General features: G+C 71.6%; 17 protein-coding genes and 1 tRNA gene. 5 read left to right on the top strand and 13 right to left on the bottom strand.

Going from position 1 to position 15,130, the window contains the following annotated elements; genetic code table 11:
• Window positions 1–28: 28 nt before the first annotated feature.
• Together ACT80S_RS04050 and ACT80S_RS04045 are read right to left on the bottom strand one after the other, a co-directional pair.
• Window positions 29–1,072, bottom strand: a complete 1,044-nt coding sequence (locus ACT80S_RS04050) for a phosphotransferase family protein (protein WP_377412921.1) — start codon at window positions 1,070–1,072, stop codon at window positions 29–31.
• Entirely contained in the window at window positions 1,069–2,283 is a 1,215-nt protein-coding gene (locus tag ACT80S_RS04045) for an acyl-CoA dehydrogenase family protein (RefSeq protein ID WP_377412918.1), read from the bottom strand. Before ACT80S_RS04045 ends, ACT80S_RS04050 begins: the two co-directional genes overlap by 4 nt.
• A gap of 141 nt (window positions 2,284–2,424) precedes the next feature.
• Between ACT80S_RS04045 and ACT80S_RS04040 the strand changes: the two genes are divergently transcribed.
• On the top strand, window positions 2,425–3,159 hold the full coding sequence (locus ACT80S_RS04040) for a GntR family transcriptional regulator (RefSeq protein WP_377412915.1): 735 nt from the start codon (window positions 2,425–2,427) through the stop codon (window positions 3,157–3,159).
• 421 nt (window positions 3,160–3,580) lie between these two features.
• On the opposite strand, the gene ACT80S_RS04035 is transcribed toward ACT80S_RS04040, so the two are convergent.
• The 3 genes from ACT80S_RS04035 to serS form a co-directional block, all read right to left on the bottom strand.
• Window positions 3,581–3,781, bottom strand: a complete 201-nt coding sequence (locus ACT80S_RS04035; protein ID WP_377412912.1) for a hypothetical protein — start codon at window positions 3,779–3,781, stop codon at window positions 3,581–3,583.
• 45 nt (window positions 3,782–3,826) lie between these two features.
• Window positions 3,827–3,917, bottom strand: a tRNA-Ser gene (locus tag ACT80S_RS04030).
• 63 nt (window positions 3,918–3,980) lie between these two features.
• Window positions 3,981–5,288, bottom strand: coding sequence for a serine--tRNA ligase (gene serS, locus ACT80S_RS04025; protein WP_377412909.1), 1,308 nt, complete (start codon window positions 5,286–5,288; stop codon window positions 3,981–3,983).
• 131 nt (window positions 5,289–5,419) lie between these two features.
• Here serS and ACT80S_RS04020 point away from each other — a divergent pair, with 131 nt between their 5' ends.
• On the top strand, window positions 5,420–5,680 hold the full coding sequence (locus ACT80S_RS04020; RefSeq protein WP_377412906.1) for a hypothetical protein: 261 nt from the start codon (window positions 5,420–5,422) through the stop codon (window positions 5,678–5,680).
• A 33-nt stretch (window positions 5,681–5,713) separates the two neighbouring features.
• Here ACT80S_RS04020 and ispH read toward each other — a convergent pair whose 3' ends face one another.
• The gene (gene ispH / locus ACT80S_RS04015; RefSeq protein WP_377412903.1) at window positions 5,714–6,658 is read right to left on the bottom strand and encodes a 4-hydroxy-3-methylbut-2-enyl diphosphate reductase; all 945 of its coding nucleotides are present in this window, start codon (window positions 6,656–6,658) and stop codon (window positions 5,714–5,716) included.
• A 1-nt stretch (window position 6,659) separates the two neighbouring features.
• A complete protein-coding gene (locus tag ACT80S_RS04010) occupies window positions 6,660–7,124 on the bottom strand; it encodes an FKBP-type peptidyl-prolyl cis-trans isomerase (RefSeq protein WP_377412900.1) in 465 nt (154 codons plus the stop codon).
• Window positions 7,125–7,162: 38 nt separating this feature from the next.
• Between ACT80S_RS04010 and radC the strand changes: the two genes are divergently transcribed.
• Both radC and ACT80S_RS04000 read left to right on the top strand, forming a co-directional pair.
• The gene (gene radC, locus ACT80S_RS04005; RefSeq protein WP_377412897.1) at window positions 7,163–7,840 is read left to right on the top strand and encodes a RadC family protein; all 678 of its coding nucleotides are present in this window, start codon (window positions 7,163–7,165) and stop codon (window positions 7,838–7,840) included.
• Complete coding sequence (locus tag ACT80S_RS04000) at window positions 7,837–8,484, top strand: Smr/MutS family protein (RefSeq protein WP_377412894.1); 648 nt, start codon at window positions 7,837–7,839, stop codon at window positions 8,482–8,484. Before radC ends, ACT80S_RS04000 begins: the two co-directional genes overlap by 4 nt.
• Before the next feature lie 30 nt (window positions 8,485–8,514).
• On the opposite strand, the gene ACT80S_RS03995 is transcribed toward ACT80S_RS04000, so the two are convergent.
• A complete protein-coding gene (locus ACT80S_RS03995; RefSeq protein WP_377412892.1) occupies window positions 8,515–8,931 on the bottom strand; it encodes a group II truncated hemoglobin in 417 nt (138 codons plus the stop codon).
• A gap of 69 nt (window positions 8,932–9,000) precedes the next feature.
• On the opposite strand from ACT80S_RS03995, the gene ruvC reads away from it, so the two are divergent.
• Complete coding sequence (gene ruvC / locus ACT80S_RS03990; protein WP_377412889.1) at window positions 9,001–9,549, top strand: crossover junction endodeoxyribonuclease RuvC; 549 nt, start codon at window positions 9,001–9,003, stop codon at window positions 9,547–9,549.
• A 60-nt stretch (window positions 9,550–9,609) separates the two neighbouring features.
• On the opposite strand, the gene ACT80S_RS03985 is transcribed toward ruvC, so the two are convergent.
• From ACT80S_RS03985 to ftsA, 5 genes are all read right to left on the bottom strand, one after another.
• Entirely contained in the window at window positions 9,610–11,055 is a 1,446-nt protein-coding gene (locus ACT80S_RS03985) for a S8 family peptidase (protein ID WP_377412886.1), read from the bottom strand.
• A 203-nt stretch (window positions 11,056–11,258) separates the two neighbouring features.
• The gene (locus ACT80S_RS03980) at window positions 11,259–11,435 is read right to left on the bottom strand and encodes a hypothetical protein (RefSeq protein ID WP_377412883.1); all 177 of its coding nucleotides are present in this window, start codon (window positions 11,433–11,435) and stop codon (window positions 11,259–11,261) included.
• A gap of 19 nt (window positions 11,436–11,454) precedes the next feature.
• Window positions 11,455–12,378, bottom strand: coding sequence for a UDP-3-O-acyl-N-acetylglucosamine deacetylase (lpxC, locus tag ACT80S_RS03975; RefSeq protein ID WP_377412880.1), 924 nt, complete (start codon window positions 12,376–12,378; stop codon window positions 11,455–11,457).
• A 94-nt stretch (window positions 12,379–12,472) separates the two neighbouring features.
• Window positions 12,473–13,720, bottom strand: a complete 1,248-nt coding sequence (ftsZ, locus tag ACT80S_RS03970; protein WP_377412877.1) for a cell division protein FtsZ — start codon at window positions 13,718–13,720, stop codon at window positions 12,473–12,475.
• A gap of 163 nt (window positions 13,721–13,883) precedes the next feature.
• Window positions 13,884–15,113 carry a cell division protein FtsA gene (gene ftsA / locus ACT80S_RS03965; RefSeq protein ID WP_377412874.1) on the bottom strand — a complete coding sequence of 410 codons (1,230 nt, stop codon included), beginning with the start codon at window positions 15,111–15,113 and terminating at the stop codon, window positions 13,884–13,886.
• Between the last annotated feature and the right edge of the window lie 17 nt (window positions 15,114–15,130).

Below are 15,130 nucleotides of genomic sequence, written 5' to 3'. Positions count from 1 at the left end.
GCGTGCCGTTGTCTTGGTGCGGGTGGACTCAGGCGCCGGGCCAGTGGGCCTGCACCTGCCGCCACGCCGCCTCGGCCACGCCGCGGGCCTTCAGGCCGGTCTCATGGGCCTTCGGGTCGGCGGCCGTGCCATCGAGCGAGCGCTTGAGGATGCCCTGCAGGATGGCCGCGAGCCGGAACATGCTGTAGATCACGCCGAACTCGTGGTCGGCCGGGTCCACCTCCCGCCCGGTGCGCTCGGCGTAGCGGCGCACGTAGTCGGCCTCGCTGGGGATGCCCAGCGACGCGAGGTCGCGTTCGGCCATGCCGCGGAATTCGGCGGAGGTCAGGCGCCAGGGCAGCAGGTGGTAGGCGAAGTCGCCGCGCGGGTCGCCCAGCGTGGACAGCTCCCAATCGAGCACCGCGAGCACGCGCGGCTCGGTGGGGTGGAAGATCAGGTTGTCGAGGCGGAAGTCGCCATGGAAGACGCCGGACAGCGAGGTTGCGGGAAGATGCTGCGGCAGCCACTCGATCAGCCGCTCCATCGCCTCGATCTCCCCGGTGGCCGAGGCGCGGTACTGCTTCGTCCAGCGCTCGACCTGCCGCTGGAAGAAGCCCTCGGGCCGGCCGTAGTCGCCCAGGCCCACCGCCGCCGGGTCCACCGTGTGCAGCGCGGCGATCACGCGGTTCATCTCGTCGTACATCGCGGCGCGCTGCGGCGCCTGCAGCTCGGGCAGGGCCGGGTCCCAGAAGATGCGGCCCTCGACGAAATCCATCAGGTAGAACGGCGCGCCGATCACGCCCGGCTCGTCGCAGTAGCACAGCACCTTCGGCACCGGCACCGCGGTGCCGGCCAGGGCCTGCATCACGCGGTACTCGCGGTCGATGGCATGGGCCGAGGGCAGCAGCACGCCGTCGGGCTTCTTGCGCAGCACGTAGCGCCGGCCCGCGGCGTCGGTGAGGAGGAAGGTGGGATTGGACTGGCCGCCCTGGAACTGCCGGATCCCGGCCAGCGGCGCGAGGCCCGCCACGCGCCCGGCGAGCCACGCGTCGAGCGCGCGCAGGTCGATGCCGGGGGCCGGTGCGCCAGTCATGCCGCTGCCTTCTTGTGCTTGGCCAGTTCCAGCTTCGCGAGCTGCTGGCGGTGCACTTCGTCGGGCCCGTCGGCCAGGCGCAGCAGGCGCGCGGTGGCATAGGCGCTGGCCAGGCCCAGGTCGTTGTTGGTGCCGCCGCCGCCGAACATCTGGATGGCCCAGTCGGTGACCTGGCAGGCCATGGCCGGCACGGCCACCTTGATCATGGCGATGTGGGCCTTGGCCTCCTTGTTGCCGACGGTATCCATCAGGTGCGCGGTCTGCAGCGTCAGCAGGCGCGACTGCTCGATCAGGATGCGGGCCTGCGCGATGCGCTCGCCCCACGGCCCCTGCAGGGCCACCGGCTTGCCGAAGGCCACGCGCGAGAGGCCGCGCTCGCACATCATCTCCAGCGAGCGCTCGGCCAGGCCGATGAGGCGCATGCAGTGGTGGATGCGACCCGGGCCGAGCCGGCCCTGCGCGATCTCGAAGCCGCGGCCCTCGCCGAGCAGCATGTTGGAGGCGGGCACGCGCACGTTCTCGAAGACCACCTCCGAGGCGCGGTCGGGCACGCCGTAGAAGCCGAACACCGCCAGCGGGCGCACGACGCGCACGCCCGGCGCGTCCATGGGCACCAGGATCATGGACTGCTGGCGGTGGCGGTCCGGGTTCTGCGGGTCGGTCTTGCCCATGAAGATGGCGATCTTGCAGCGCGGGTCGGTGCCGTTGGTGGTGTACCACTTGTGGCCATTGAGCACGTAGTCGTCGCCGTCGCGGACGATGGAGGCCTCGATGTTGGTGGCGTCGCTGGAGGCCACGGCCGGCTCGGTCATGGCGAAGCAGGAGCGGATCTCGCCGGCCAGCAGCGGCGTGAGCCAGCGCGCCTGCTGCTCGGGCGTGCCGTAGCGGGCGAGCACCTCCATGTTGCCGGTGTCGGGGGCCGAGCAGTTGAACACCTCGGGCGCGAGGTGGGCGCGGCCCATGACCTCGCACAGCGGTGCGTACTCCAGGTTGGTGAGGCCGGCGCCATGGCCCTTCTCGGGCAGGAACAGGTTCCACAGGCCCGCCGCTCGCGCCAGGGGCTTGAGCTCCTCGATGACCGGGTAGACCGCCCAGGGCCCCAGGCGCTCGGCCTCCTCGTAGTAGCGGCGCTCGTTGGGGTAGATATGTTCGTCCATGAAGGCGAGCAGGCGCTCGCGCAGGGCGACGACATGGGGCGGGAGTTCGAACAAGACAGGCCTTTCTTGGACACCGGACCGCCAGCAGGCGGGGCCGGATTGTCTGACAATCAGGCCATTATCTTCACTACTCTTGAGACGTCAAATTGTCAGACAATTCCGCCTAGAATTTTCTGTCCCCTGCGAGACGCCCTGATGCCCCGCTCCGCCCCCGCCCGCCCGGCGCCCGCCGCCAAGACCCTGCCCGCCAGCAGCCCGGACCGGGTGGCCGCGGTCATCACCCGGGGCCTGCTGCGGCGGGAGTACCTGGTGGGCCAGCGGCTGGTGGAGGCCGACCTCACGGCCCGCCTGGGCGTGGGCCGCAGCACGGTGCGCGAGGCGCTCAAGATCCTGGCCTCGCATGGCGTGGTGGAGATCATTCCGCACCGCGGCGCGGTGGTGCGCGGGCTGACCGCCGAGGACGCGCGCAACCTGCTCGCGGTGCTGGAGGTGCTGACCGGGCTGGCGGCGCGGCTGGCGGCCGGCCGCATCGACCTCAAGGGCCATGCGGCCGCCTTCACCGCGGCGGCGAAGCCCCTGGTCGAGCCGCGCCCCGCCGCGGACCTGCCGCAGCTGCTCGAGGAGCGCGCCCGCTTCTACCAGGTGATGCTCGAGATCGCCGGCAACCCGGAGCTGGTGCGGGCCCTGCCCAGTTGGCAGGCCCACTTGTTCCGCACCCAGTTCTTCACCCTGCTCACGAGGGCCGACCTGGACGCGATGACGCTGGAATACCGCGAGATCGCCGACGCCGTGCTGGCCGGCGACGGCCACCGCGCGGAGAAGGCGGCGCGGCGGCATATCGAGCGGACGGGCGAGCGGACGCTGCCGAGGCTGGCGCGGCCCGGTGGTCGCACCGAGGGGCCGCTTGCAGAAGGTTGCAGATCAAGCTGACCGGCCTGCGCGCCCTCGCCGGGGCCGCCGCGTGCGACGTGCAGGTGGCCTACGCCAAGGGACGGACGTACAAAAGCCCCGCACCCTGGCCAACCCGCAGGACGGCGAGACCGTCCTGCTCGCGGCGATGTCCGCCGGCCAGGGCGATGCGGTGGTGGCCAGCGACGCCCTGGGCTTCGCGAAGTCCGGCTTCCCCTACCCCCCTACCTGCAAGCCGATTCCGAGGCCGGCACGGTGGTCGACGCGATCCGCGCCGCGCGCCATCGTCGGCCACCAGCTCTTCGCACCCTGTCTGCTCACCGCATGGCAGAAGGTCTACGGCGAACTGCCCGGCGGCACGCCGGAGCAGGCGCGCGCGGCGCTGATGCAGCCGGCCTTCCTCGCCGATGTCCAGGCGCGCGAACCGGGCGGGACGGCAGACTTACTCGTCCACCCGCACCACGTCGTCCGGCTCGAACTCGTCGGCCTTCGACGGGTCGCCCACGCCCGAGCGCACCATGGCGGCGGTGGTGTCCGAGGTCTTGATGAAGTACTCGGCGCTGATCAGGTCGAAGAATTTCTGGCCGATCTCGATCTCGGCGAACTCGGCGCGGCGGGAGGGGGTGGAGGTCTGCGTCGTCATGGAAAGAGAAAACCCCGCGGGCGTGGGCCCGGCGGGGTTGTGTGCTGGCGGAGCAGGAGGGATTCGAACCCTCGATACGGTATAACCGTATACCGGATTTCGAGTCCGGCGCATTCGACCACTCTGCCACCGCTCCGTTTTATTCGGTCTCGCGTGGTGCGAAGACCTCGATTCTAGCGCATTCCGCGCCCAGTTCCTTTCAGCCCCCGATCACCGCCAGGCCGCCCAGGTAGGGACGCAGCACCTCCGGCACCGTGACCGAGCCGTCGGCGTTCTGGTAGTTCTCCAGCACCGCCACCAGCGTGCGGCCCACCGCCAGGCCGGAGCCGTTGAGGGTGTGCACCAGCTCGTTCTTGCCGGCCGCCGTCTTGAAGCGCGCCTGCAGGCGGCGGGCCTGGAAGGCCTCGCAGTTGGAGACCGAGCTGATCTCGCGGTAGGTGTCCTGCGCCGGCAGCCAGACCTCCAGGTCGTAGGTCTTGGCCGCGCCGAAGCCCATGTCGCCGGTGCACAGGAGCATCACGCGGTAGGGCAGGCCCAGCTTCTGCAGGATGGCCTCGGCATGGCCCGTCATCTGCTCCAGCGCCTCGTAGCTCTTCTCCGGGTGCACGACCTGCACCATCTCGACCTTGTCGAACTGGTGCTGGCGGATCATGCCGCGCGTGTCGCGCCCGGCGCTGCCCGCCTCGGAGCGGAAGCAGGGCGTGTGCGCGGTCAGGCGGATCGGCAGGTCGGCCTCGGCGACGATCTCGTCGCGCACGAAGTTGGTCAGCGGCACCTCGCTGGTGGGGATCAGGTACAGCGCCGCGTCCTCGGCCACCTCGCCCTCCTGGCCGCCCTTCTTGGCGGCGAACAGGTCACCCTCGAACTTGGGCAGCTGGCCGGTGCCGCGCAGGCTGTCGGCGTTGACGATGTAGGGGGTGTAGCACTCGGTGTAGCCGTGCTCCTCGGTCTGCACGTCCAGCATGAACTGGGCGAGCGCGCGGTGCAGGCGGGCGATGGGGCCCTTCATCACGGTGAAGCGGGCGCCGGCCAGCTTCACGCCGGTCTCGAAGTCCAGGCCGATCTTCTCGCCGATGTCCACGTGGTCGCGGACCGGGAAGTCGAAGGCGCGGGGCTCGCCCCACTCGCGCACCACCACGTTGCCGGCGTCGTCCTGCCCCGGGGGCACGCTCTCGTGCGGCAGGTTCGGCACGGCCAGCAGCAGGGCCTGCAGCTCGGGCTGGATCTGCTCGAGCCGGGCGGCCGAAGCCTCCAGCTCGGTCTTGATGGCGGCAACCTGGGCCATCACCGCGTCGGCCGACTCGCCCTTGGCCTTGAGCTGGCCGATCTGCTTGGACAGCGCGTTGCGCTGGGACTGCAGTTCCTCGGTGCGGGTCTGGAGGGTCTTGCGCTCGGCCTCGAGGCGGCGGAAGGCCTCGACGTCGAGGTAGGGCTGGGGGCTCTTGCGCGCGCTCAGGCGGGCGATGACCGAGTCGAGGTCCTTGCGAAGCAGGCTGATGTCAAGCATCCGCCGATTTTAGGCGGCCGGCCCCGGGGTAGGCCGGTGCCCACGCCCCCCGTCGGGCGCCGCCGACATGCGCAGCCGCAACCGCGGCCTAGGCTGCGGGCCTCTTCCAACTTTCCCGAAAGGACTTCGCCATGCCGAATGAACCGCAGCAGCAACAGCAGCAGGGGGGCGGCCGCCAGGACATGGACAACCCCGGCACGCAGCAGGACCGCGACAAGCTCCAGCAGGAGCAGGGGCGCGGCCAGGCCAGCGGCGGACGCCAGCAGGGCGGCCAGCAGCAGGACTGGGAGCGCCAGCCCTCCGGCGGCCAGGGCCGCCAGGAGGACCGCAGCAACCCCGGCGGCTCACGCCAGGACATGGGCCAGGGCAGCCCGGGCCGCCGCAACACCTGACGAGGCGGTGCGGCCTCGAGGGCCGCCGGGGCCTCAGGCGTACAGCTTGAGGCCCTTGGGCAGCGGGAACTTCACGGTCTCCTGGATGCCCTCCATGCGCCGCACGGCCACCGCGCCGAGCTCGCGGATGCGGGCGATGACTTCCTGCACCAGCACCTCCGGCGCGGACGCCCCGGCCGTGAGGCCAACGCGGGCCTTGCCCTCCAGCCACTGCGGCTGCAGCTCGCCGGCGTTGTCCACCATGTAGGCGGGCACGCCCAGCTTGCGGGCGACTTCGGCGAGGCGGTTGCTGTTGGAGCTGGTGGGGCTGCCCACGACGATCACCACGTCGACCTGGCGGGACATGACCTTGACCGCGTCCTGCCGGTTCTGCGTGGCGTAGCAGATGTCCTGCTGCTTGGGCTTGCGCACGTTCGGGAAGCGGGCCACCACCGCCGCCATGATCTCGGCGGCGTCGTCCACGCTCAGCGTGGTCTGCGTGACCACGGCGAGCTTGTCTTCCTGGGCGGGGCTGACGCGGGCGACATCGGCCACGTCCTCCACCAGGTGGATGCCCGAGTCCAGCTGGCCCATGGTGCCTTCCACCTCGGGGTGGCCCTTGTGGCCGATCATGAGGAACTCGTAGCCCTCCTTGGCCAGCTTGGCCACCTCCACGTGGACCTTGGTGACCAGCGGGCAGGTGGCGTCGAAGACGGAGAAGCCGCGGTCATGCGCCTCGCGCTCCACCGCCTTGCTCACGCCGTGGGCGGAGAAGACCAGGGTGGCGCCGGGCGGCACCTCGGCGAGGTCCTCGATGAAGATGGCGCCCTTGGCCTTGAGGTCGTTGACCACGAAGGTGTTGTGCACGATCTCGTGGCGCACGTAGATCGGCGCGCCGAACTTGGCCAGGGCGGCCTCGACGATGTCGATGGCGCGGTCGACGCCGGCGCAGAAGCCGCGCGGCTCGGCCAGCAGGATCTCGCCGGTGGGGACCGTCATCTCAGAGCACCCCGATGACCCGCGCCTCGAAGGTCACGGGCTGGCCGGCCAGCGGGTGGTTGAAGTCGAACAGCACGGCCTGCGGGTCGCCCTCGTGGCCGACCTGGCGTACGGCGCCGGCGTAGCTGCCCAGGCCGTCGGGCGTGGGGAATTCCACCACGTCGCCGGGGCGGTACTGCTCGTCGGGGTCCCCCATCTGGTTCAGGAGCTTGCGGGCGACCCACTGCACCATCTCCGGGTTGCGCTCGCCGAAGGCGGCGCCCGCGGGCAGCTCGAAGGTCACGTGAGCGCCCTCCTCCAGGCCGATCAGCCGCTCCTCCACCGCGGGCGCGAGTTCGCCCGAGCCCAGGGTGAGCGTGGCGGGCTTGCCGCTGAAGGTGTTGATGATGTCGCCTGCCGGACCGGCGAGGCGGTAGTGCAGCGTGAGGAAGGAGCCCGGTGCAATCCGGGGTGCGCTGGAGGCCATGGGAGTCCCGATAAACTGACCCTCCATTGTAGAAAGCCATGCCCGTCCTCGAACTTCCCGCCGACGCAAGACCCCGCGAGAAGCTGCTGGCCCGCGGCCCCGGCGCCCTTTCCGACACCGAGCTGCTCGCCCTGCTGCTGCGCACCGGGCTGGCGGGCAAGGGCGTGCTGGCGCTGGCGCAGGAGCTGGTGGAGACCTTCGGCGGGCTGGCCGGCCTGCTGCGCGCCGGCGCCGCCGACCTGCAGCGCGTCAAGGGCCTGGGCGGCACCGCCAAGCGCTCGCAGCTGATGGCGGTGCTGGAGCTGGCGCGCCGGGCGATGCAGCAGCAGCTGCGCGAGCGTCCGGCCTTCGAGTCGCCCCGGTCGGTGATGGAGTACCTGCAGCTGCACCTGGCGCACCTGCCGCACGAGGTGTTCGCGGTGATGTTCCTGGACAACCGCCACCACCTGCTGGCGCTGGAGGAGATGTTCCGCGGCACGCTCACGCAGACCAGCGTCTACCCGCGCGAGGTGGTGGTGCGCGCCCTGCACCACCGGGCGGCGGCGGTGGTCCTGGCGCACAACCACCCCACGGGCCATGTCCAGCCCTCCCCGGCCGACGCGGCGCTCACCCAGCTGCTTCGCAGCGCGCTGGGGCTGGTGGACGTGCGGGTGGTCGACCATGTGATCGTCGGCCCCGGCCAGGGCCTGTCGATGGCCGAGCGGGGGTGGCTGTGAAGGCGAACTCCCTGCAGGACCTGAAGGCGATCCAGGCGCACCTGGCGCGCGAGCGCCAGCGCGTGGCCGCCGAGGAGGCCGCCCGGCGCGAGGCGCAGCGGCGCGCCGAGGCGGAGAAGAACCTGTTCCAGCGCGCCGCCGGCGTGGTGCAGCGGCTGCCGCACGACGGCCGCATCGACCCGTTCCGCCGCCCGCCCGCGCCGGTGGCGGTCCAGCAGCAGCTGGACGAGCAGCGCGTGCTGCACGAGGCGCTGTCCGACGAGTTCGACGCCACCACCCTGCTCGACGTGGACGACGCGATGAGCTTCCGCCGCCCCGGCGTGGGGCTGGACGTGACGCGCAAGCTGCGCAAGGGCGAGTGGAGCATCCAGCGCGAGATCGACCTGCACGGCCTGCGCCGCGAGGACGCGCGCGAGGCGCTGGCGCACTTCATCCGCGAGTCGCACCGCCAGGGCATCCGCTGCGTGCGGGTGGTGCACGGCAAGGGCCTGGGCTCGCCGGGGAAGACGCCGGTGCTCAAGGGCCGGGTGCAGAGCTGGCTGACCCAGAAGAACCAGGTCCTGGCCTTCGTCCAGGCCCGCGCGTCCGAGGGCGGCGCGGGGGCGCTGGTGGTGCTGCTGCGGCCGTCGCAGGGCCCGGGCTGACCGGCTGGCGGGCCCGGCGGCCGGCAGGCTTCAGCCCGGCCGGTTGCGCATCCAGTCCGCCGTCTGCATGAAGGCGTCGTAGAGGCGCTCACGCAGCTGCGGCTCGATGCCGACCTCGCCCATGGCCTGGTCCATGCACGCCACCCACTGGTTGCGCTCCTGGATGCCGATGGCGAACGGCAGGTGCCGCGCGCGCAGCATCGGGTGGCCGTGCTTCTCGACGTACAGCTGCGGCCCGCCCAGCCACCCGCACAGGAACAGGAACAGCTTGTCGCGGGCGCTCGCCAGGTCGGGGCCGTGGCTGGCGCGCAGCGCGGCGTAGCGCGGCTCCAGGTCCATCAGGTCGTAGAAGCGGTCCACCAGCGCGCGCACCGCCGGCTCGCCGCCGATGAAGCTGAACGGGGTCTCGCCCTCGGGGGTGTCGTCGTCGATGTCCTCGGTACTCATGCCCGCGATTGTCGCGGCTCGCCGCCGCCCACGAATGAGGTGCATCAACCATGCCCCACAATCCCGGGCATGCGCATCCTCGGCATCGACCCCGGCCTGCAGACCACCGGCTTCGGCGTGGTCGACGTGGACGGCCACGCCCTGCGCTACGTGGGCAGCGGCACCATCCAGACTACCCACCTGCCCCGCGGCGACCTGCCGGCGCGGCTGAAGGTGCTGTTCGACGGCATCTCCCAGCTGCGCGAACGCTACGCGCCCGACGAGGCGGCGATCGAGATCGTCTTCGTCAACGCCAACCCGCAGTCCACGCTGCTGCTCGGCCAGGCGCGCGGCGCCTGCATCACCGCCCTGGTGGCGGGCGGGCTGCCGGTGGCCGAGTACACCGCGCTGCAGATGAAGCGCGCCATCGCCGGCCACGGGCGCGCCGGCAAGCCGCAGGTGCAGGCCATGGTGCAGCGGCTGCTCACCCTGCCCGGCCTGCCCGGCCCGGACGCGGCCGATGCCCTGGGCCTGGCCGTCACCCACGCCCATGCCGGCCAGGCCATCGCCCGGCTCGCGCAGGCCGCCGACCGCGTGCGCCGCAATACCGGCGCCTACAAGGCCGGCCGCGCGGTCTGACCCCCGCCGCGGCCCGGCCACGGCCACGCGCTTGCCTGAGCGCTTGCCTGAGCGCTTGCGTCAGCGCTTGCCGGGCGGCACCCAGCCCGGGGCCTTGCCCGGGGGGTGCCAGCCGGGCGGCTTGCCGGGCGGGTGCCAGTCCGGCGGCGGAGGCGCCGGTGGCGGTGGCGGTGGCGGTGGCGGTGGCGGTGGCGGTGGCGGTGGCGGTGGCGGTGGCGGTGGCGGTGGCGGTGGCGGTGGCGGCGGCGGCGGCGGCGGCGGCGGCGGCGGCGGGGGTGGTGGTGGCGGCGCATCCCCCACGCCCAGCGAGTACAGCAGCCGGTTCGGCGAGCCCGGCCCCGGGTTGCCCACCACGCCCGTCGTGGCGGTGCCGGTGATGACGGCGGCGACCTCCTCGGCCGAGGCGCCGGGCCGCACCTGCAGCACCAGCGCCGCGACGCCCGCCACATGCGGCGAAGCCATCGAGGTCCCGCTCATGAGGAGGCTGCCGGTCGGCGAGGTGCTGCTGGCCGAGCGGATGCCGACCCCCGGCGCGAACACGTCCACGCACGCGCCGTAGTTGGAGAACGAGGCTCGCGCATCGTTGCTGGCGGTGGCGCCCGCCGTCAGCGCCGAGGGCGCGCGCGCGGGCGAGCCGTTGCAGGCGTTGGCGTTGGAGTTGCCGGCGGCCACGGCCACCGTGATGCCGCGCGCGGTGGCGCGGGCGATGGCCGAGTCCAGCGCGGTCGACGCGCCCCCGCCGAGCGACATGTTGATCACCGACGGCCGCGGCGCGTTGGCCGCCACCCAGTCGACGCCGGCGATCACGCCGCTGGTGGACCCCGAGCCCCCGCAGCCGAGGACGCGCACCGGCACCAGGATCACCTGCTTGGCCACGCCATAGGTGGTGCCGCCCACCGTGCCCGCGACGTGCGTGCCGTGGCCCACGCAGTCGCTGGTGCCGCGGCCGTCGTTGATCACGGTGAAGCCCGGCGCGGTGCGGCCGGCGAAGTCCTGGTGCCCGGCGAACAGCCCGGTGTCCAGGATGTAGGCCCGCACGCCGGCACCGGTGGCCGTGTAGGTGTAGCGCTGGTCCAGCGGCAGCGCGCGCTGGTCGATGCGGTCCAGGCCCCAGGGCGGATTGGGCTGCACCGACTGGCTCGCGTACATCGGCTGGTCCTCCTCGACCAGCACCACCTCGGCGTGGGCGCGCATGTCCGCCACGAAGTCGTCGGCGCGCTGCGCCGGCACCCGCGCGGCGAAGCCGTTGACGGCGACGGCGTAGGTGAAGGTCACCTCCCCGCCGTAGGGCCGCACCGCGGAGACCGAGAGGTCGGCGCCGGTGACCGAGCCCTCCCGCAGCAGGACGATGAAGGTGCGCGTGGCCGCGGCCTTGGCGATCGCCTCGGCCGGCGGCTCGCCCGGAGGGCCGCCTCCGCCGCCGCAACCGGCCAGCGCCAGCAGGACGGCCGCGCACACCGCGTTGCATCGCCACAGCCGCGCGCCGGGATGGGAGCCTGTCTTCATGGAGACCTCGTTTCTTCAAGGGGTTGAAGGACGGCCGCGGGGACACGCAGGCAGCCGGCCGCCCGGGGTCGGCCAGGGCGACCCGGTGAAGGAGCGAGGGGGATGGGGCGAGTTTTGCGCGGGCGTGCGTTACACGCGCAACGCTCGGCACGGCCGCGCGGGACGTGCGCAGGAAGTCACGGGCAGGGGGGGTAGCCGGCCGGTCAGGCCAGCCGCTCGAGGATGAGGACCGCGAAGAAACCGAACGCCGCGATCAGCGTCCACTTGAGGATGACGAGGCCCCAGTGCCGGAAGCGGACCTGGCCGGTGCCGGCGTAGAACGCGAAGCACACGCCCGCTGCCAGCAGCAGGAGCATCAGGGACCAGCGGAACAGAAGCATGGCCGCGGTCCTTGGCGCCTCACCAGGCGCGGGCGGGCTGGGCGAAGCCGGCGGGGGCCTGGCGCTCGTCCTCGAAGCTCACGATCTCGTAGCTGGCGGGCTGGGCGAGCAGCGCGCGCAGCAGCTTGTTGTTCATGGCGTGGCCGGAGCGGAACGCGGTGTAGGCCGCCAGCAGGGGCTTGCCGACCACGTACAGGTCGCCGATGGCGTCGAGGATCTTGTGCTTGACCAGTTCGTCGTCGTAGCGAAGGCCGTCGGCATTGAGCACGCGCCAGTCGTCCATGACCACCGCGTTGTCGAGGCCGGCGCCCAGGCCCAGGCCGTTGGCGCGCAGCATCTCCACGTCCTTGGTGAAGCCGAAGGTGCGGGCACGGGCGATGTCGCGGCTGTAGTTGTCACGCCCCAGGTCGAACTCGTAGCGCTGGCCGGTGGCGTCGACCACGCGGTGCGCGAAGTCGATCTCGAAACTGAGCTTGTAGCCGTGGTACGGCTCCAGGCGCGCCCACTTGAGGTTGTCGCCCTCGCCTTCGCGCACTTCCACCGGCTGCAGCACGCGGATGAAGCGCTTGGGCGCCTTCTGCAGCTCGATGCCGGCGCTTTGCAGCAGGAAGACGAAGGAGGAGGAGGAGCCGTCGAGGATGGGGACTTCCTCGGCGGTGATGTCGACGTAGAGGTTGTCCAGGCCCAGGCCGCAGGCCGCCGACATCAGGTGCTCGATGGTGTGGACCTTGGCACCGCCATTCGAGATGGTGGAGGCCATGCGCGTGTCGGTCACGGCGGTGGCCGACACCGGGATGTCCACCGGCTGGGCGAGGTCGACGCGGCGGAACACGATGCCCGTGTCCGGCGGCGCCGGCCGCAGCGTCAGCTCGACCCTCTGGCCACTGTGCAGGCCCACGCCGACGGCGCGGGTGAGGGTCTTGAGGGTACGTTGCTGCAGCATGCCCGCGATTTTAATGAGGAGGCACTAACCTTCCCCGGCAAGGGAATTGATCACGGCGATAGCCCCCTTCCTCGCGGAAGGGGGCCCCCGGCGATCAGTCCGCCTGCTTGCGCAGGAAGGCCGGGATCTCGTAGTCGTCCATGCCGCCGGAGGCCAGCGCGTCGACCTTGGCGGCGGCGGTGGTGCGGTTGGTGCGCCAGACGCTGGGCACGCTCAGGTTGCCGTAGTCGTTGCCGGCGGCGGCGGTCGCGGCGGTGGCCAGGCCGGAGGCGGGCTGGACGCCCACGCTGCCCATGCCGCCCATGCCGGAGACCTGGAACGGCACGTTGTCGGTGCCGGTGCGCAGGACCTGCAGCGGGGGCGCGGTGCGGCGGACCTGGCCCTGGCGGGACAGGCCGGTGGCCACCACGGTCACGCGGACCTGGTCACCCAGGCTGTCGTCGTAGGCCGTGCCGTAGATCACGTGGGCGTCCGGCGAGGCGCAGGCGCGGATGGTGGTCATGGCCAGCTTGGACTCCGACAGCTTCAGGCTGCCCTTGGCGGCGGTGATCAGCACCAGCACGCCCTTGGCGCCGGACAGGTCGATGCCCTCCAGCAGCGGGCAGGCCACGGCCTGCTCGGCGGCCAGGCGGGCGCGGTCCGGGCCGGAGGCCACGGCGGTTCCCATCATGGCCTTGCCGGGCTCGCCCATCACGGTGCGCACGTCCTCGAAGTCCACGTTCACGTGGCCGGGGACGTTGATGATCTCGGCGATGCCGCCGACCGCGTTCTTCAGCACGTCGTTGGCGTGGGCGAAGGCCTCGTCCTGGGTGATGTCGTCGCCCAGCACCTCGAGCAGCTTCTCGTTCAGCACCACGATCAGCGAGTCGACATTGGCTTCGAGTTCGGCCAGGCCGTTGTCGGCGTTGGTCATGCGGCGGCCGCCCTCCCAGTCGAAGGGCTTGGTCACCACGCCCACGGTCAGGATGCCCATTTCCTTGGCCACGCGGGCGATCACCGGCGCGGCGCCGGTGCCGGTGCCGCCACCCATGCCGGCGGTGATGAACAGCATGTGCGCGCCGGAGATCGCCTCGCGGATGCTCTCGACGGCGGCCTCGGCCGCCTCACGGCCCTTCTCGGGCTTGGAGCCGGCGCCCAGGCCGGTCTGCCCGAGCTGGATGGTCTTGTGGGCCGCGGTGCGCGCCAGGGCCTGGGCATCGGTGTTGGCGTTGATGAATTCGACGCCCTGGACCGCACGCTCGATCATGTGCTCGACGGCGTTGCCGCCGCCGCCGCCCACCCCGATCACCTTGATCTGGGTGCCCATGTTGAATTCCTCGACTTCGATCATCTCGATGCTCATTGCTAACTCCTCGAATGCTTGCAGTTGCCGGTTGGACTAGATTGTTTTTCGGGTAACCAGGGTGGCCGTCAGGCCGGGGCGGGGGGTGCTGCAGGGCAACATCGCCCCCGCCGTCGTCGAACCGGCGGGCTTCCGCGCGCGAGCCAGATGCGGGCTTGCGGCATCAGAAGTTCCCCACGATGAATTCCTTGAGGCGGCCGAAGGCCGTCTTCACCGAGCCGCTCTTTTGCGCCACCTTCTGCCCGCGCACGCGGGCCAGGCGCGCTTCCTCGAGCAGGCCCATGACGGTGGCCGCGCGCGGCTGGGCCACCATGTCGGACAGGGCGCTGGCGTACTTCGGCACGCCGCGGCGCACCGGCTTGAGGAAGATGTCCTCGCCCAGTTCCACCATGCCCGGCATGACGCTGGAGCCGCCGGTGATCACGATGCCCGAGCCGAGGACCTCCTCGTAGCCGGACTCGCGGATCACCTGCTGCACCAGCGAGTAGATCTCCTCGATGCGCGGCTCGATCACGCCGGCCAGCGCCTGCTTGGACAGCATGCGCGGGCCGCGGTCGCCCAGGCCGGGCACTTCCACCTGCTGCTCGGGGTCGGCCAGCAGCTGCTTGGCGAAGCCGGCCTCCACCTTGATGTCCTCGGCATCCTTGGTCGGGGTGCGCAGGGCCATCGCGATGTCGCTGGTGATCAGGTCGCCGGCGATCGGGATCACCGCGGTGTGGCGGATCGCGCCCCCGGTGAAGATCGCCACGTCGGTGGTGCCGGCGCCGATGTCCACCAGCGCCACGCCCAGCTCCTTCTCGTCGGCGGTGAGCACCGACATGCTGGAGGCCAGCGGGTTCAGCAGCAGCGTCTCGACCTCCAGGCCGCAGCGGCGCACGCACTTGATGATGTTCTCCGCCGCGCTCTGCGCGCCGGTGACGATGTGCACCTTGGCCTCCAGGCGGATGCCGCTCATGCCGATCGGCTCCTTCACGTCCTGGCCGTCGATCACGAACTCCTGCGGCTCGACCAGCAGCAGGCGCTGGTCGGTGGAGATGTTGATGGCGCGGGCGGTCTCGACCACGCGGGCCACGTCGGCCGGCGTGACCTCCTTGTCCTTCACCGCCACCATGCCGCTGGAGTTGATGCCGCGGATGTGGCTGCCGGTGATGCCGGTGTAGACCCGGGTGATCTTGCAGTCCGCCATCAGCTCGGCCTCTTTCAGCGCCTGCTGGATGCTCTGGACGGTGGCGTCGATGTTCACCACCACGCCGCGCTTGAGGCCGTTGGACGGCGCCACGCCCAGGCCGGCGAGCTTGAGCTCGCCGCCGGGCATGACCTCGGCCACCACCGCCATCACCTTGGCGGTGCCGATGTCCAGGCCGACGACCAGGTCCTTGTATTCCTTTGCCATAGATCCCTCTGCTGGTC

This window comes from Ramlibacter sp. MAHUQ-53 (genome assembly GCF_052600055.1).
The sequence above is the reverse complement of the archived record's forward strand: the minus strand, read 5'-3'. Positions and strand labels throughout refer to the sequence as shown.